Source organism: Adhaeribacter radiodurans, from assembly GCF_014075995.1.
In the GTDB taxonomy this organism is placed as follows: domain Bacteria; phylum Bacteroidota; class Bacteroidia; order Cytophagales; family Hymenobacteraceae; genus Adhaeribacter; species Adhaeribacter radiodurans.
Genome location: NZ_CP055153.1, coordinates 5,942,978 through 5,956,934, shown reverse-complemented (window position 1 = coordinate 5,956,934; position 13,957 = coordinate 5,942,978). Strand labels below are relative to the sequence as shown.

Genomic DNA, 13,957 nt, shown 5'->3' with positions numbered 1-13,957 from the left:
CCGTGCCTCTTGTTGAAAATAAGAAAATAGTCGTTGCTATCAGGAAAGAGCGGGTAAGGCACGGAAGTAACTTCCGCGCCCTATTTGCGAGAAAATGTAACCAGACAACCTGATGAGGTTGAATGGAATACCTTCCTTTGATTTAGCATGCGGCTTGAGAATAGCCTAAAACAGGAGGGGAGCTTTCAAAATTTAAAAAATTATCGGTTCTAACTACTGCTTATTACTAAATTGTTTATCAGCGAAGTCCAAGTACTGCTGCCAGTCATATAGGGTAACATCGTGTTTGCCGCTGCGGTTGTGGTAGCGAACTGTTTCACCTACTGGCTGGTTTAAACCGGGCATTTCGGGAGTTTCTATGCCTTTCTTGCTGAATAAGGCGTATACTGGGCCAACTGCCTGCGCACTTAAAAACTCACCTTTCGGATCCGACCATTGGTCTTCCTGGGCGCTGGCAACGTACAATGGGCGAGGTGCTATTAGAGCAAGTAATTGATGCTGATCAACGGGCAATTGGTTGGGCTTGTCGTTAAATTTCTTGTAATTAGGGTTAAACCAATGCGGAAAAGCTGAATTTAAACGAGCCACGGTTTCGCCGTACCAGCGTCGGGCCAAAGCCGCTCCTCCTTCGCCGGATTCGTTAGAGATAATCATAGCAAAGCGGGTATCGTTCGCTCCTGTCCAGAGGGCCGCCTTGCCAATGCGGGAATGTCCTTGTAAAGCAACTTGCTTCGCGTTAATGGCCGGGTCAGTTTCGAAATAATCCATAATGCGGCTCATGCCCCAGGCCCAGGCGCCAATTGCTCCCCACTCATTCGGCTGAATTTGTAAGGATTTGCTTAACTGCGTCCGGATACCGGTCTTATATCCTTCAGGGTAATCAGGTTCCAGGTCGCCGTAATACGCCGTAGCCAAGCCATAACCTCGGGTTAATATTTCTTCTACCACCCAGCGGCTGGCTTGCAAACCTCGCGTATTTTCGTTGGCTTTGTTACCGGTAATACCAGCATTCTTATCCTCGGCTACCCAGCGGGAAGTAATTTTAATTTCCGGGTCGGTATGCACCGTGTGATTGCCTTTAAAATTTAGACCGGCAAAAATAGGAACGGGTCCTTTGGCCTGTTTGGGTAAATACAACAACACATCCATGCTTGCTCCGGTATCAGCTGGCGTAAAGTAAATTGTAATTTGTTTCCGGATAGCTTTGCCGCCCAAGGCTTCTTTGTCTTCGGAAGTTACTTTAAAATGTAGGCCTTTCGGTTTGCCCGGCAATCTGCCGTAAACATTATCGGCGAATAATTTTAATAATGCTGGCCGCTGAATGTTGTTCCATTGCGTGGTAGTAGTTATTTTCTTACCATCGGGAGTTTGCAATAGTGGAGGCAATGTATAAGTGCCTACTTTTGTTTCGTCGTAATTAAATGTTTCCTGGGCATGTAGGTTCTGAGTAGGTATACCCGCCAAAGCAATTGCACAAACAGTAAAACAAACAAGCAGTTTTTTCATATTTTGCCATATTTAGAAAGAAAGATAAGTATTTACCCGGAACCCATACAAGTAGCTTAGCTTTTTCAGAGCTTTATTATTTTAACACAACCTCGGAAACTGAACAGGTAAGCTTACTTTTTAATCACCACGGTTGTTTCTGGAAATTAATATTTAGAAGAAACATAAGATAGGGTTTATTTTGTTTTTCTATAAGTTAAGAATGTTTTTTCATTGTGAGTCTATTTATGAATTTTAATGAATCTTACTCAGCCTTAAAAGCGGGTTTTATCTTTTTACTGGCGCTTTCTTTTATTACTAGTTGCCAGAGCAAATCAGAGAATAAAGTGAAAGTACCGGAGAAAGCAGTTAGTCAAAAAGCAACCGTTGTTTTAAATCAGGTGGCTGATACGGCAAAAACCAAAATGGTTTGGATAAAAGGCGGGACTTTTCAGATGGGTTCGGAAGAGCCGGAATTTCCGGATGCCAAGCCTGTACACGCTGTTACGGTAAACGGGTTTTGGATGGATGAGCATGAAGTTACCTATGGGCAATACGCCGAATTTGTAAGAGCAACTAACTACAAAACTGTGGCGGAAAGAGCTTTAAACCCCGCCGATTACCCGGGCGTTCCTGCTGATAAACTGGTGCCTGGCTCGGCGGTATTTTCTGCTCCTGCGCAAGAAGTAATTTTAGATAATCCGTTGCAGTGGTGGGAATATGTACCGGGAGCTAACTGGTTTCAGCCCCAAGGCCCGGAGGTAAGGGTAAAAAATTTAAAAAAATCGCCGGTGGTACAAGTTTCCTACGAAGATGCACTTGCCTACGCTCACTGGTCGGGCAAACGTTTACCCACCGAAGCCGAATGGGAATATGCGGCCCGTGGGGGCAAAGAAAAACAAAAATACTATTGGGGCAGTGAGTTAATGCCGGGTAATAAATGGGTGGCGAATATTTACCAAGGAAATTTTCCGGATAAAAATACCGGCGAAGATGGCTTCCTGGGCGTGGCTCCCATAAAATCGTTCCCGCCGAACGCTTACGGTTTATACGATATGGAAGGCAACGTGTGGGAATGGTGCAGCGATTTTTATCGTCCGGATTATTACAGCCAAAGTCCTGCTAAAAATCCCCAAGGCCCAACTGACAGTTACGACCCAGATGAGCCTAATGTAGTAAAACGGGTTCAGCGCGGAGGTTCTTTTTTGTGCAGCGATCAGTATTGTATCCGGTATAAAGCCGGCAGTCGCGGTAAAGGCGAAGTAACCAGTAGTTCCGATAATCTAGGCTTCCGTTGTGTGAAGGATAAAGTAAATTGAATGAGCCTGGGGCTGGTAAAAGCAACTTTATTATAGCGTTTTAGCCCTATAAAAAGTACTATAACGCAAGCTCTTTAGCAGAAGATTTAAATCAAGTTGGTAATACTGTAGGGATGCTGTATTTAAAGTAACTGCCTTTGGTTTATACTATTTGGTATAAGAAGGCAAATACAATAAGAAAGATAAAATCCTTGGTATTAGGTATATTCTGAATATACTTTGTACCAAGGATTTTACTTATAATCAGTCTTCCAGTTCTCGGCATACAAATCCGGCCTTGTTCAGGCTTTGGATAATAACAGGGGCTTGAATCCGAATGGCTTCGACCCGGAGAATGTAATCGCAATCCTCCAGATCAAAATTCCATTTTTCACCGGAGTGCATCAGGTTATCCAATACAGGTTTTACCTGATTCACGCGCTGGTGGGTAGTTACCGATGTTTGAAATACCAGTACCTCTTTCATGCAAGCTCCCGGGGTTTATCTTTGCCAAAAATAAGGCGGTTCTATGCCCAACGAGCGCAAATACACAAATCCCTGCGCGCGGTGGTGAATTTCGTTATCGATGTAATATAAAACAGTAGACCACACTGTGCCTTCGTACTGGCCAAAAGCCAGAATAGTCTCCTGAAATTTCTCTTCCGGAATTTGCGCCCACAATCGGTTAATTTCATCGGTAGATTGATCCCATAAAGCCAGCAACTGCGCTTTGTTGTTTTGGTGATCTAAGTGTTCGTTTAATTCTTCTGTATTCCCACCCACAATTTCCCGGAGACCAGGGGCGGCAATGGCTAGCAACTCCTGCACCATAGCGGCAAACGGGCGCATACCGCCAATAGAGTACTCAAAAAAATCTTTTTCCGGAAAGGCTTCTATTACCCGGCGGGTTAAGCCCCGGTGGCCTTGCCAGTGCTCTAATAAGTTTGCGGTTGAAATAAAGGATGCGGTTTGGTTTTTTTCAATAGTTTGCTCCATAGCTTAGTTTTTGTGGTGAAACAGATGATTTATAAAACAAAGCTACAGCCCACCACTGACAACGGTATGGCAGTCGTATTCCGGAAATTTTTAAATTTTTTACTTTTTTTCTTCTCTTGAACTCACGTTAAATAAGAAAATAAGGGTGAAAGGAATATAAGTGTATCGGTTAGAAGTAGAAGCTCAGATAAGAAAGCGTTTAAAAGTAATTTAGTAATTAGGCAAAGCGAAAGTAGCAGCACTAGATATTACTTGGGGAATCTGGATCATTAAATTCCTTTTTTACTCGTGGGGCATCCGGAAGCTGGGTATCTAAAGATTCGCGGTAGCGCAAACAACCCCGAATAAACTGCGGCCAGGCGGGTACGGCTATTTCGGGGATAGTCTTCTCGGGTAAAAGGTTCCACAGTTGCGGATGGTGCCAGCATAATTCGTGCATAGTGCTATCGCGGTGCGCCCGAATGCCCTTGCGCAATTTCACCACTTCTGCTATGAGTTCTTCCCGGGTAAGATGGGTTAAATCTTCGTTCATAAACCTTTTATTTATCTGTAATAAATAGCTAAAAAACAGTTTGCCGTAGTTTTGTATTTTATCAGAGTCTGACTTTTATAGTAATAAAACTGTTGTTTTAAATTGTAATAGTTTATTTTACCTGTGCCAATAAACTTTGGCAATTATAATAAGTTAGTGGAAGCAAGCTTAGCTTCTATTGGTGATTTAATCTTTTGATTGAATATCCCCTACTTATCATCTATCATTTAATTTGTCTTCTTACTTACTTTATATTTAACAGATTTAATATCTTACAACTATCAAATTGCCGTTCTGCGTAGAGCTAGCGAAGCGCTCTAGGCATTTGCAGATGGACAATCTCCTGATTGGCATTCTAGCACAAACAATATATTTGATAAAATACTACTATATGAAAAATATTTACATCTTACTTCTCAGTACCACATTGGCTCTACCAACTTTGGCGCAGCAAAATCCTCTTTCTACTAAAGTAGACCAGGGCGCCGATAAAGTGGAGCAAAAAGTTATTACCTGGCGTCGCGATTTTCATCAGAACCCGGAACTAAGCAATAACGAGAAACGAACAGCGGCAATTGTAGCCAAGCATTTGAAAGCCTTGGGCATGGAAGTAAAAACCGGAGTAGCTAAGACCGGAGTGGTAGGTATTCTGAAAGGAGGTAAACCGGGGCCGGTTATTGCCTTACGCGCCGACATGGATGCTTTGCCGGTTACCGAACGGGTGCCATTGCCTTTTGCATCTAAAGTTAAATCTACTTACAACGGCCAACCAGTAGGAGTGATGCACGCCTGTGGCCATGATTCGCACGTGGCTATTTTAATGGGTGCCGCTGAAGTACTGGCCGGAATGAAAAATGATCTTAGCGGTACAATAAAATTTATCTTTCAGCCCGCCGAAGAAGGAGCGCCTTTCGGGGAAGAGGGCGGCGCGGAGTTAATGATAAAAGAAGGCGTATTAGAAAACCCGAAAGTGGATGTGGCGTTTGGTCTGCATATTAATTCGCAAACAGAAGTTGGTAAAGTTACCTACCGTCCGGGCGGTACCATGGCCAGCGTAAACGACATGAAGATAACCGTAAAAGGTAAACAAGCGCACGGCGCTTACCCCTGGTCTTCCGTCGATCCGATTGTGGTTTCGGCTCAAATTATTAATAATTTACAAACTATTGTCAGCCGTAATTTAAATGTAACCGAAAACCCGGGTATTGTAACCATTGGAACTATTCAAGGCGGCAACCGGTCGAATATTATTCCGGAGCAGGTAGAAATGACAGGTACACTGCGGGCTCTAAGCGCCGAAGATGAGAAAATGATTATTGCCCGCGTAAAGCAAGTGGCTACAAAAACGGCCGAGAGCGCCGGTGCTACGGCCGAAGTACAAATTCCGTTGAGCATCCGCTATCCGGTAACGTACAACCAGCCAGCCCTAACCGAAAAAATGCTGCCTACATTACAACGAACGGCGGGCACCGAAAATGTGGAACTGCGCCCGGCAGTAACCGGTGCCGAAGATTTTTCTTTTTTCCAGGAGAAAGTACCTGGCTTGTTTGTTTTCCTGGGTGGTATGCCCAAAGGCAAAAAGCGCGAAGAAGCGCCTTCCCACCATACCCCCGACTTCTTCATCGACGAGAGTGGCTTTAAGTTGGGCATAAGAGCTCTTTGTAATTTGGTATTGGATTACCCGGGAAAGGTTAATTCTGGCGGTGGAAATTAAGAAAACAAAAACTATTAATGTTGCTGTAGTATTAGGCGAAAAATTACTACTAAAATGATTTATAATCTATAGTTCATGTTTTCCTTCTCGCAAGTCCGGATTGCCCGCCCAACAAACCAGTTACCTAAAGTTATTCAATTTTATACCGAAGGTTTAGGGCTGGAAAAGCTAAGTTCTTTTACCAACCATGCGGGGTATGATGGCGTGATGCTGGGTTTGCCCGATAAACAATATCATCTGGAGTTTACGCAACATGTGGCTGGTAGCCCTTGCCCGGCTCCAACTAAAGATAATTTGCTGGTTTTTTACATTCCGGATCAAGCCGTTTTAGATGCTGCTGCTACGCGCATGCAGAATCTGGGTTATTTCCCAATTCCGCCCGAAAACCCTTATTGGAATAGCAAAGGACTTACTTTTGAAGATCCGGATGGCTGGCGCGTGGTTTTGTTTGCCGGTACCTGGGGTGAAGAGATAAAAAGAGGTTAGTAATGGGAAAATTAAGTTTTTAGTAAATTCAGCTTGCCAAGTTTTAAAATTAATGGCTCTTTGTTAGATCTAAAGCGGCACCATGACACTCCATAAGCGATCGAACTCGTAACGAAAATCGGTAACTATATTTTTGGCTGAAGTAATTACCAGGTTTTCGTGGTTATATTTGGCGGCACTGCGGGTCCAGTTATACGAACCGGTTAGTACCAGGTAATCATCAACAATAGCAAATTTGTGGTGCATGTGGTTAGGTGAATTATCTACCCGAATAGAAATACCCGCCTGCGCCAGTTGTTTGATGTCCGAACCCATATCAAATAACTTTTCATTATCGGTAATAATTTTAATAGCTACCCGGTTGCGGTGCGCCTGTAAAATAGCCTTTGTAATGCGATCGTCGCTGATGGTAAAGACACAGATTTTTAGAGAAGTACGAGCAGTTTCTATTTGCTCCAGAATGGCATTTAAGCAATCAATGCCCGGACTAAAATATACTTGCTGTATTACTTTCTCAGGTTTCCGGAAAAGAGACGAAAAACTTACCATATTCTAATTCTGCCCCGAATACGGACCTCCCATTTGGCTTATTACCATTATCTGCACTTTTTGCGCTTCTTTTATATTATAATCAAAAGCCATCCGCCGGTAATTAATAGCGTCGATAATAGTACCAATAAAACAAAGTCCGGCCGTAAAAAAGTATAAAATCCCCATACCGATACTGCCAATTACAAACCGTTGAACGCCGGCAAAACCTACAAAGCCCAATAAGGTAGTAAATAAAATAAGTTCGGGCGTTTTGCGGCGCGCCCGGTAAATATCGGCGAATTGCTGCGCCTGTTGGTCATTCATATTTTGAAATATGCCTTGCAGAAAGGCCATTTCATCGGTTTCTAAATAAGGTAAGTAGTTTAAGATATTAGCCATGGTTGTTTGCGGTTACGGTAAAATAAAACGGTTCAATTGGTATTGTACAACAGGTAAGTTAAGCGGAAGAGTTAGTCAACTTAAAGCAAGCTATTAATTTTGGTTAATAGACAATTTAGTAAAATCTATAACTTAAATTGCACCGTTACCCGCACGTTTTCGGCTTGAGGCTGGCCTTGTAATTGGGTAGGCTGCCAGCCTGGCCCTTCTTGAATTACCCGAATAGCCTCGGCATCGCAGGCAGGATGTAGGCTTTTTAGAATTTTAAAGTTAGTTAATTTGCCTTCTGTCGTTACCGTAAAGCTTACCTCAACTATACCTTCTTGATTTTGTCTCTTCGCTTCGGCGGGATAACGTAAATTCTCCTGAATATATTGGTTAAAGGCTGGCATCCCCATTTGAGGCTTGGTCCGGGTAAGTCCATTTGTAATTTCTTTTACTGCACTGTAATGAATGGTTGCTGCTTCCGGTAACTGCTCCTGATTAGTAAAAGTAGTGGCGCTTTGTAAGGATATACTATTTATTGACTTACCCGTTAATGCAGCGCCGGTGAGTGCTCTTTTGGCCGTTAAGCTATTTTTAGCAATAGTAGTAGGTAATGGAACATCTGAAGCCATTTCAGAAGCATCTGCCGTTTTGTTAATCATGGCATCTAACACTATCGCGGTATCAATCGGGAAAAGTGTTTCTGCCGGTGCCGACGAATGAAGTGCAATTTCAGATTTTTCCTTTTTTATGGATTTAGCAACAGTGGCTTTCCGGGTTGGGGAGCTAACTTTACTCTTTACCGGAGCAATAGGTTCTGGTTCAGTAGGCTTTATAATGGGGTCCGGAGGAGCAGAAAGAGCCACCTGCGGTTCTTCGGCTTTAAGTTTTGTTTGAGTTTGTTGAGCAACTGAGCTTTCTGGGGTGGCCGTTAAAGTAGGTCGTTGCAAGTATCGGAATACACCAAAACTCACGAGTAAAATTAAAAATCCGGCGGCTATCCGCAAAGCTGGTCCGTAAAAAGACCGGGCTTTTAAACGTGGTTCCGACTGAACTTTACTTTTTATTTGCTGGCTTAACTGGTTTACGGCATTTTGAGTTTGGCCCCGGTTAGAAACAGCTATACCGGCCAATACGTCGGTGCATAGGTCACAATCCAGCAGGTGCTTTTCTACCTGATGCCGGGCTAGGGCCGACAAGTTTTCTTCCTGGTACAGCCGGAGCTGTTCCAACGAAAAATGCCCGTCGTCGGGTAAAAGCCATTTTAAGGTATCAGGTTGGGTCATGATGCTTCTCCACGTAAATTTTCATATTCCGGCGCCCGTTCTGAATATAACTGCGCACTCTGTTTAGGTCGTAACCCGTTTGTTCGGCAATTTGCTGGTAACTTTTCTCCTGCAGGTAAAATAATTCCAGGCAAAAACGTTGTTCCGGGGGCAAATCGGCTAAAGCTTTTTCAAGCAATTGCCAGTCTTGTTCCTGGTTTTCGTCCTCATTATTACCTAGATGCAAATGCTTACTAAATTGCATAGATAAAATGGGCTCGGCATCTAACGAGAGGGTAGGTTTACTTTTTTTCGCCCGTAACTGCATCAGGCAGTGATTTTTAGCTGTAGAATGCAGCCAACTTTTAAAATTAGTAACCTGGTGCTTTTTTAGATTTTCTATTAGCTGTTCAAACACTTGCATGGTCGCATCTTTGCTTTCGTCTTCGTCGGGCAGGTATTTGCGGCAGATGAGGTAAACCATTTCGGTATAACGTTCAAATAATTCTCCTACGTAGGCCAAGTCGCCGGTTTCCTGGTAGCGTTGTACCAGTTCCCGGTCGTCGGGTGGTTGCGGGTTTTTCGAGAAGAACTTAAGAAACATATCCGGCAAGGTAAAACTATCCTAAATAAAAGCATTTATTCCGGAAAAAAATATCAATGGGCGTGTGTAATTCTTTGAGTAGCTACATCATGAAAGAAATTTACGTTCTACGGCCATGAAAAACTACTGGTATTTGTTTGCTTTACTGTTGCTGATTACCTCGTGCCGGAGCCTGGCCCAAAACCGGACTCTTACCGGACAAGTAACCCATTCCCGCTATAATCAGCCTTTAGCCGGCGTAAACCTAACCATAAAAGGAACCAGCCTGGGTACGCTCACCGATTCGGCTGGCACCTTTACAATTCAGGTACCCGCTTCTGCTCGTTCACTGGTAGTAAGTCAGGTAGGTTACATTACCCAGGAAATTAGGCTCGGTACTCAAAAACGATTGAATATTAAGTTACAACCGGACACCAACACCTTACAGGAAGTAGTAGAAGTAGCGTTCGATCAGGCCGAACAGGCCGTGAAAGCAGCAGCGAATATGATGAGCAGGATTCAAATAAAAGCGAGCGTTGGCCCAATGAACTCCAGACGGATATTGATTGATTTACCCCGGACAAATTATAACACCGAAGAATACGACCGGGTAGAAGAAAATATTTTCTTGGAAACTACCCGCAATCCGCTTTCAACTTTTTCGATTGATGTGGATGCTGCTTCGTACAGCAACGTGCGTCGGTTTTTAAACAATGGGCGAAAGCCGCCCAAAGATGCCGTACGCATTGAGGAGATGGTTAATTACTTTAAGTATAGCTATCCACAACCAAAAAAGGAAGACCCGGTAGCTATGATAACGGAACTGGCAGCTTGCCCCTGGAACCCCGATAATCAATTGCTACACATCGGCTTGCAGGGCAAAAATATACCCACCGATAACCTGCCGCCCGCTAATCTTGTTTTCCTGATTGATGTGTCGGGTTCTATGGCTTCGGAAGATAAGTTGCCGCTGGTAATTGCCGGATTTAAATTACTGGTAAACCAATTGCGTCCGCAGGATAAAGTAGCCATTGCGGTATACGCCGGAGCCGCCGGCTTGGTACTTCCACCTACTCCGGGTAACCGTAAAGAAGTTATCCTTTCGGCATTAGAGAAGCTGGAAGCCGGAGGCTCTACTGCGGGCGGCGAAGGCATTAAGTTAGCTTACAAGGTAGCACAGGAAAATTTACTAAAAGAAGGCAATAACCGGGTAATTTTAGCCACCGACGGCGATTTTAACGTGGGCGTATCGAGTACTTCGGAACTGGAACGGCTCATTGAAGAAAAGCGGGAAAGCGGCGTATTTTTAACTGTTCTGGGGTTTGGTACCGGCAATTTAAAAGACAGCCGGATGGAAAAGCTGGCCGATATTGGAAATGGTAATTATGCTTACCTGGATAATATTCAGGAAGCGAAAAAGGTATTTGTGAATGAGTTTGGCGGCACATTGTTTACCATTGCCAAAGATGTAAAACTGCAACTGGAGTTTAACCCGGCCTACGTAAAAGCTTACCGCCTGATTGGTTACGAAAACCGGAATTTACACAACGAAGATTTTAAAAACGATAAAAAAGATGCCGGCGATTTAGGAGCGGGTCACACTGTAACGGCACTCTACGAAATTATCCCGGCCAGTAGTAAAAAATCTTCTACGCCATTAAGTGAAGTTGACGAACTGAAATACCAGCAGGTAAAAAGCCCTCCAACTGCTTTTGCCGGAGAGTTACTAACCTTAAAATTACGTTACAAAGCTCCTGATGGAAATACGAGTAAATTACTCGAGAAAATAGTAAATACAGATGTTACCACTAAACCGTCAGAGAATTTCCGGTTTGCGGCAGCCGTAGCTGAATTTGGCATGCTGCTCCGCGATTCCGAACATAAAGGTCAGGCAACTTACGCCAATGTACTTTCTTTAGCAGAAGGAGCGAAAGGGCAAGATCCGGAAGGTTATCGGGCTGAGTTTGTTCGTTTAGTGAAGACTACGCAATTACTGGATAATGGTATACCGGAAGCGCAGGTTGTTCCTAAGGAGAAGTAAATTTTCTAGCTACCTAACGAAAGGAAGTGCTTTCTGGGATTGGGATTACTACTTGGAGCCTTTTCAAGTCTCCAGGTTGCGGTGCTGATGCGGATTGAATAGGCTGAGTTTGCCTCATGGCCGGCAGGCCTCGTTTGGCTTCTTCGCGCAGTGTATCCCTCCTTTCCTCGCTTCGCTGCGGAATGTCTCGTTCCTCGGCACCGGAAGACTATAAGGCGCTCAAAAGCCAAACTGGTGTCAATTATTCTTAGCTGCCGTTGTAGCTGCCGTTGTAGTAACTGTATTGTTTAATAATCAAGTAAATTTAAAGCTCCCCTCCTAAGCTTAGGTGGGGTAGGGGTGGTTGATTACTAAGTTCGGTAAAAGTGGGAAATAAAATTTATCCTAGCCAAGTAATAAAGAATCACTACAATCCTTTAAAATCCACTTACTTCGGGAAGCCGGTGGCATCCAGGCGGGGAACAATTTTTAGGGCATTCTTATAGTAGAGTTTTTTTAGAACTTCGTCGGGTAAGTTTAAGCCGTACATTTTCCAGAAGGCGTGGCGTTTGCGGTAATAATCGAAGTATTCATCGTTGGTTTCGAGAACCCGGAAGTACGTATGGTATTCGGTTGGGGCGTAAATATCTTTTCCGAATAAAACGCGATCCTGGTATTTAATAAACCATTCGCGGGCAAAATGTGGTTGCCGACCTAGTTCCGCGAGTACCGCACCAATCTCGGTGTACACGTTGGGTAACTTATCTAATAACTTACCCAACCTGGCTAAATCGCCACCAAGCCAGCCCAAATGCGCGTTAATAAATATGGTTTTAGGGTTTTTCGCAAATAGACTGTGTTGCTCCTGCATTACTTGCTCCCAACTGGGGTATTCGCTACTCGGGCGGGCCCGGTTCGGAAATTGTTTTAATTCCAGCCAGCGCTCGTTGTTTTTATCAATCGGGTCGAAAAAGGATTGAGGTTCACCAGTATGAATAAGCACGGGGATTTTTAGTTCGGCGCACTTTTGCCAGATGGGGTTTAACCTTGGATCATCGGTCGGGATTCTTTTACCGTTTTTATCTTTCACGGTCATGCCCAAATTTTTAAAGATTTTTAATCCTTGGGCGCCATTTTTCACGTCTTGTTCTAATTGGGTAGCGGCTTTTTCGCCAAAGTTCGGGTCGTCGATCTTACTAAAATCCACATTGGCAAATACTACAAAACGATTTGGGTAACTTCCTTTTAAATTAGCTACTCCGCTTTTAAGTTCGCTGCCGCTGCCGCCGCTCAAATTAACCATGGTGCGCATATTTAAAGCATCCATCTCCTTCACTATTTTGGTCATTGCCTCTTTGCTCATGTTGGAGTTTTGGTGGCTATGCACATCAATAAAAGGGTACTTAGCTTTGGTTACCGGGTGTTCGGGCACCACCAGCGTAGATTTAGGCTCATATTCTTCAAAGCTCATTTCCTGAGCTTGCGCGATTAGTGAAATAAAAGAAAAAAGTATGCCGGCCAGAATTAAAATGAATTGTTTGTTGCGGATCATAGGGTGAGTAGTGGAATGTGGTTTAAATATAAGAAAGAGTTATTAATTTTTTTTCTGAACTTCCATGCACAGTCTCATGGAAGAAGTTACTATCTATTAACTTGGTGGCCTCATGGCCGGCGGGACTCGTTTTTGCTTTTCGGGCTGTTTAGCGAATCTTTCCTCGCTCCGCTGCGGAATGTGGCTGCGCCACACCGAATCGCTAAAAGGCCCTCAAAACAAAAATTGGTATTGTTTTATTTGGTAGATATTAACCCGCCAGTTGCAGTAGTTTTTATTTCGATGCAATTGGCTAAACTATCACAAGTCAACCATCCCTGCCCCTCCTTAGATAAGGAGGGGCAGGGATGGTTGACTATACTTTCAGTATTTAACTTTTTCTGATTTACATCCTGGTAAATAAAGTATCCTCTATTCCGAATAGAATTACTTAGTATTTGATGCAACTCTATCCTGCTGCTACTCTCAACCAGAAAAAGCAGTAGCTAAAAGCAACCTGAACCAGTTTGGCTATGGAGGGCCTTTTAGCGTTCCGGTGCCGACGCAGGAGGCATGGCGCAGTGCAACGAGCCAAGGTTCGCTAAACCGCCCGAGAGAGCCAAACGAGACCCGCCGGCCATGAGGCCTTAGAGAACTAGAAAGTAATGGCAAAAGTGAGACTATGCTAAACAAGCTCAAATACAAGAAAACCCTCTAAAACAAAATAAGCTACAAACAAAAAAAGGCTACCCTAAGGCAGCCTTTTTTGATATTAAAAATTTTAAAAAATTACTCAGCAACTTCAGCAGCTACTGGAGCATCAACCGGAACAACCGATACAAAAGAACGGTCTTTGCGGCCTTTTTTAAATTCTACTTTACCATCAACTAATGCAAACAAAGTATGGTCTTTACCAATACCCACGTTTAAACCAGGGTGGTGCGCAGTACCGCGCTGACGCACGATAATGTTACCAGCTATAATAGCTTGGCCACCATAAATTTTTACACCCAGTCGTTTGCTATGCGATTCGCGACCGTTGTTCGACGAACCTGCTCCTTTTTTGTGTGCCATTTTCTTTTATCTTTTAATTCGGGAACCCGAAAGTTTTACTAATTTAAATTACCTTTAA

General features: G+C 43.7%; 16 protein-coding genes. 6 read left to right on the top strand and 10 right to left on the bottom strand.

The features are described from left to right. Window positions 1–213: 213 nt before the first annotated feature. The gene (locus HUW48_RS23665; protein ID WP_246343595.1) at window positions 214–1,506 is read right to left on the bottom strand and encodes a glucuronyl esterase domain-containing protein; all 1,293 of its coding nucleotides are present in this window, start codon (window positions 1,504–1,506) and stop codon (window positions 214–216) included. A 227-nt stretch (window positions 1,507–1,733) separates the two neighbouring features. Here HUW48_RS23665 and HUW48_RS23660 point away from each other — a divergent pair, with 227 nt between their 5' ends. Next, entirely contained in the window at window positions 1,734–2,804 is a 1,071-nt protein-coding gene (locus tag HUW48_RS23660) for a formylglycine-generating enzyme family protein (RefSeq protein WP_182413286.1), read from the top strand. Window positions 2,805–3,047: 243 nt separating this feature from the next. Here the strand turns inward: HUW48_RS23660 and HUW48_RS23655 are convergent, their stop codons facing one another. From HUW48_RS23655 to HUW48_RS23645, 3 genes are all read right to left on the bottom strand, one after another. After that, complete coding sequence (locus HUW48_RS23655) at window positions 3,048–3,269, bottom strand: hypothetical protein (RefSeq protein WP_182413285.1); 222 nt, start codon at window positions 3,267–3,269, stop codon at window positions 3,048–3,050. 15 nt (window positions 3,270–3,284) lie between these two features. Continuing rightward, window positions 3,285–3,779 carry a DinB family protein gene (locus HUW48_RS23650; RefSeq protein WP_182413284.1) on the bottom strand — a complete coding sequence of 165 codons (495 nt, stop codon included), beginning with the start codon at window positions 3,777–3,779 and terminating at the stop codon, window positions 3,285–3,287. A gap of 241 nt (window positions 3,780–4,020) precedes the next feature. Next, window positions 4,021–4,311: a hypothetical protein gene (locus HUW48_RS23645; protein WP_182413283.1), complete on the bottom strand. Its 291-nt coding sequence runs from the start codon at window positions 4,309–4,311 to the stop codon at window positions 4,021–4,023. A gap of 391 nt (window positions 4,312–4,702) precedes the next feature. Between HUW48_RS23645 and HUW48_RS23640 the strand changes: the two genes are divergently transcribed. Beyond that, the gene (locus HUW48_RS23640) at window positions 4,703–6,025 is read left to right on the top strand and encodes an amidohydrolase (protein WP_182413282.1); all 1,323 of its coding nucleotides are present in this window, start codon (window positions 4,703–4,705) and stop codon (window positions 6,023–6,025) included. A gap of 75 nt (window positions 6,026–6,100) precedes the next feature. After that, the gene (locus tag HUW48_RS23635) at window positions 6,101–6,511 is read left to right on the top strand and encodes a VOC family protein (RefSeq protein WP_182413281.1); all 411 of its coding nucleotides are present in this window, start codon (window positions 6,101–6,103) and stop codon (window positions 6,509–6,511) included. A 69-nt stretch (window positions 6,512–6,580) separates the two neighbouring features. On the opposite strand, the gene HUW48_RS23630 is transcribed toward HUW48_RS23635, so the two are convergent. The 4 genes from HUW48_RS23630 to HUW48_RS23615 form a co-directional block, all read right to left on the bottom strand. Beyond that, window positions 6,581–7,060 (bottom strand): phospholipase D-like domain-containing protein, encoded by a 480-nt coding sequence (locus tag HUW48_RS23630; protein WP_182413280.1) that lies wholly within the window; start codon window positions 7,058–7,060, stop codon window positions 6,581–6,583. A 3-nt stretch (window positions 7,061–7,063) separates the two neighbouring features. Next, window positions 7,064–7,441: a TM2 domain-containing protein gene (locus HUW48_RS23625; protein WP_182413279.1), complete on the bottom strand. Its 378-nt coding sequence runs from the start codon at window positions 7,439–7,441 to the stop codon at window positions 7,064–7,066. A gap of 125 nt (window positions 7,442–7,566) precedes the next feature. Beyond that, a complete protein-coding gene (locus tag HUW48_RS23620; protein ID WP_182413278.1) occupies window positions 7,567–8,712 on the bottom strand; it encodes an energy transducer TonB in 1,146 nt (381 codons plus the stop codon). Then, window positions 8,699–9,295: an RNA polymerase sigma factor gene (locus HUW48_RS23615; protein WP_182413277.1), complete on the bottom strand. Its 597-nt coding sequence runs from the start codon at window positions 9,293–9,295 to the stop codon at window positions 8,699–8,701. The genes HUW48_RS23620 and HUW48_RS23615 overlap by 14 nt, the downstream gene beginning before the upstream one ends. A 115-nt stretch (window positions 9,296–9,410) precedes the next feature. Between HUW48_RS23615 and HUW48_RS23610 the strand changes: the two genes are divergently transcribed. Then, window positions 9,411–11,315 (top strand): vWA domain-containing protein, encoded by a 1,905-nt coding sequence (locus HUW48_RS23610; RefSeq protein WP_182413276.1) that lies wholly within the window; start codon window positions 9,411–9,413, stop codon window positions 11,313–11,315. A 116-nt stretch (window positions 11,316–11,431) separates the two neighbouring features. After that, window positions 11,432–11,566, top strand: coding sequence for a hypothetical protein (locus HUW48_RS27395; protein WP_262891471.1), 135 nt, complete (start codon window positions 11,432–11,434; stop codon window positions 11,564–11,566). 176 nt (window positions 11,567–11,742) lie between these two features. On the opposite strand, the gene HUW48_RS23605 is transcribed toward HUW48_RS27395, so the two are convergent. Next, window positions 11,743–12,846, bottom strand: a complete 1,104-nt coding sequence (locus HUW48_RS23605) for an amidohydrolase family protein (RefSeq protein WP_182413275.1) — start codon at window positions 12,844–12,846, stop codon at window positions 11,743–11,745. 112 nt (window positions 12,847–12,958) lie between these two features. On the opposite strand from HUW48_RS23605, the gene HUW48_RS27390 reads away from it, so the two are divergent. Then, on the top strand, window positions 12,959–13,093 hold the full coding sequence (locus tag HUW48_RS27390; RefSeq protein ID WP_262891470.1) for a hypothetical protein: 135 nt from the start codon (window positions 12,959–12,961) through the stop codon (window positions 13,091–13,093). A gap of 521 nt (window positions 13,094–13,614) precedes the next feature. Here HUW48_RS27390 and rpmA read toward each other — a convergent pair. Next, window positions 13,615–13,899 carry a 50S ribosomal protein L27 gene (rpmA, locus tag HUW48_RS23600; protein WP_182413274.1) on the bottom strand — a complete coding sequence of 95 codons (285 nt, stop codon included), beginning with the start codon at window positions 13,897–13,899 and terminating at the stop codon, window positions 13,615–13,617. Window positions 13,900–13,957 lie beyond the last annotated feature (58 nt).

Excerpts from the sequence above, each read along its gene's own strand:
- HUW48_RS23665 (WP_246343595.1), bottom strand. The coding sequence starts at position 1,506 with ATGAAAAAACTGCTTGTTTGTTTTACTGTTTGTGCAATTGCTTTGGCG.
- HUW48_RS23660 (WP_182413286.1), top strand. The coding sequence starts at position 1,734 with ATGAATTTTAATGAATCTTACTCAGCCTTAAAAGCGGGTTTTATCTTT.
- HUW48_RS23655 (WP_182413285.1), bottom strand. The coding sequence starts at position 3,269 with ATGAAAGAGGTACTGGTATTTCAAACATCGGTAACTACCCACCAGCGC.
- HUW48_RS23650 (WP_182413284.1), bottom strand. The coding sequence starts at position 3,779 with ATGGAGCAAACTATTGAAAAAAACCAAACCGCATCCTTTATTTCAACC.
- HUW48_RS23645 (WP_182413283.1), bottom strand. The coding sequence starts at position 4,311 with ATGAACGAAGATTTAACCCATCTTACCCGGGAAGAACTCATAGCAGAA.
- HUW48_RS23640 (WP_182413282.1), top strand. The coding sequence starts at position 4,703 with ATGAAAAATATTTACATCTTACTTCTCAGTACCACATTGGCTCTACCA.
- HUW48_RS23635 (WP_182413281.1), top strand. The coding sequence starts at position 6,101 with ATGTTTTCCTTCTCGCAAGTCCGGATTGCCCGCCCAACAAACCAGTTA.
- HUW48_RS23630 (WP_182413280.1), bottom strand. The coding sequence starts at position 7,060 with ATGGTAAGTTTTTCGTCTCTTTTCCGGAAACCTGAGAAAGTAATACAG.
- HUW48_RS23625 (WP_182413279.1), bottom strand. The coding sequence starts at position 7,441 with ATGGCTAATATCTTAAACTACTTACCTTATTTAGAAACCGATGAAATG.
- HUW48_RS23620 (WP_182413278.1), bottom strand. The coding sequence starts at position 8,712 with ATGACCCAACCTGATACCTTAAAATGGCTTTTACCCGACGACGGGCAT.
- HUW48_RS23615 (WP_182413277.1), bottom strand. The coding sequence starts at position 9,295 with ATGTTTCTTAAGTTCTTCTCGAAAAACCCGCAACCACCCGACGACCGG.
- HUW48_RS23610 (WP_182413276.1), top strand. The coding sequence starts at position 9,411 with ATGAAAAACTACTGGTATTTGTTTGCTTTACTGTTGCTGATTACCTCG.
- HUW48_RS27395 (WP_262891471.1), top strand. The coding sequence starts at position 11,432 with ATGGCCGGCAGGCCTCGTTTGGCTTCTTCGCGCAGTGTATCCCTCCTT.
- HUW48_RS23605 (WP_182413275.1), bottom strand. The coding sequence starts at position 12,846 with ATGATCCGCAACAAACAATTCATTTTAATTCTGGCCGGCATACTTTTT.
- HUW48_RS27390 (WP_262891470.1), top strand. The coding sequence starts at position 12,959 with ATGGCCGGCGGGACTCGTTTTTGCTTTTCGGGCTGTTTAGCGAATCTT.
- rpmA (WP_182413274.1), bottom strand. The coding sequence starts at position 13,899 with ATGGCACACAAAAAAGGAGCAGGTTCGTCGAACAACGGTCGCGAATCG.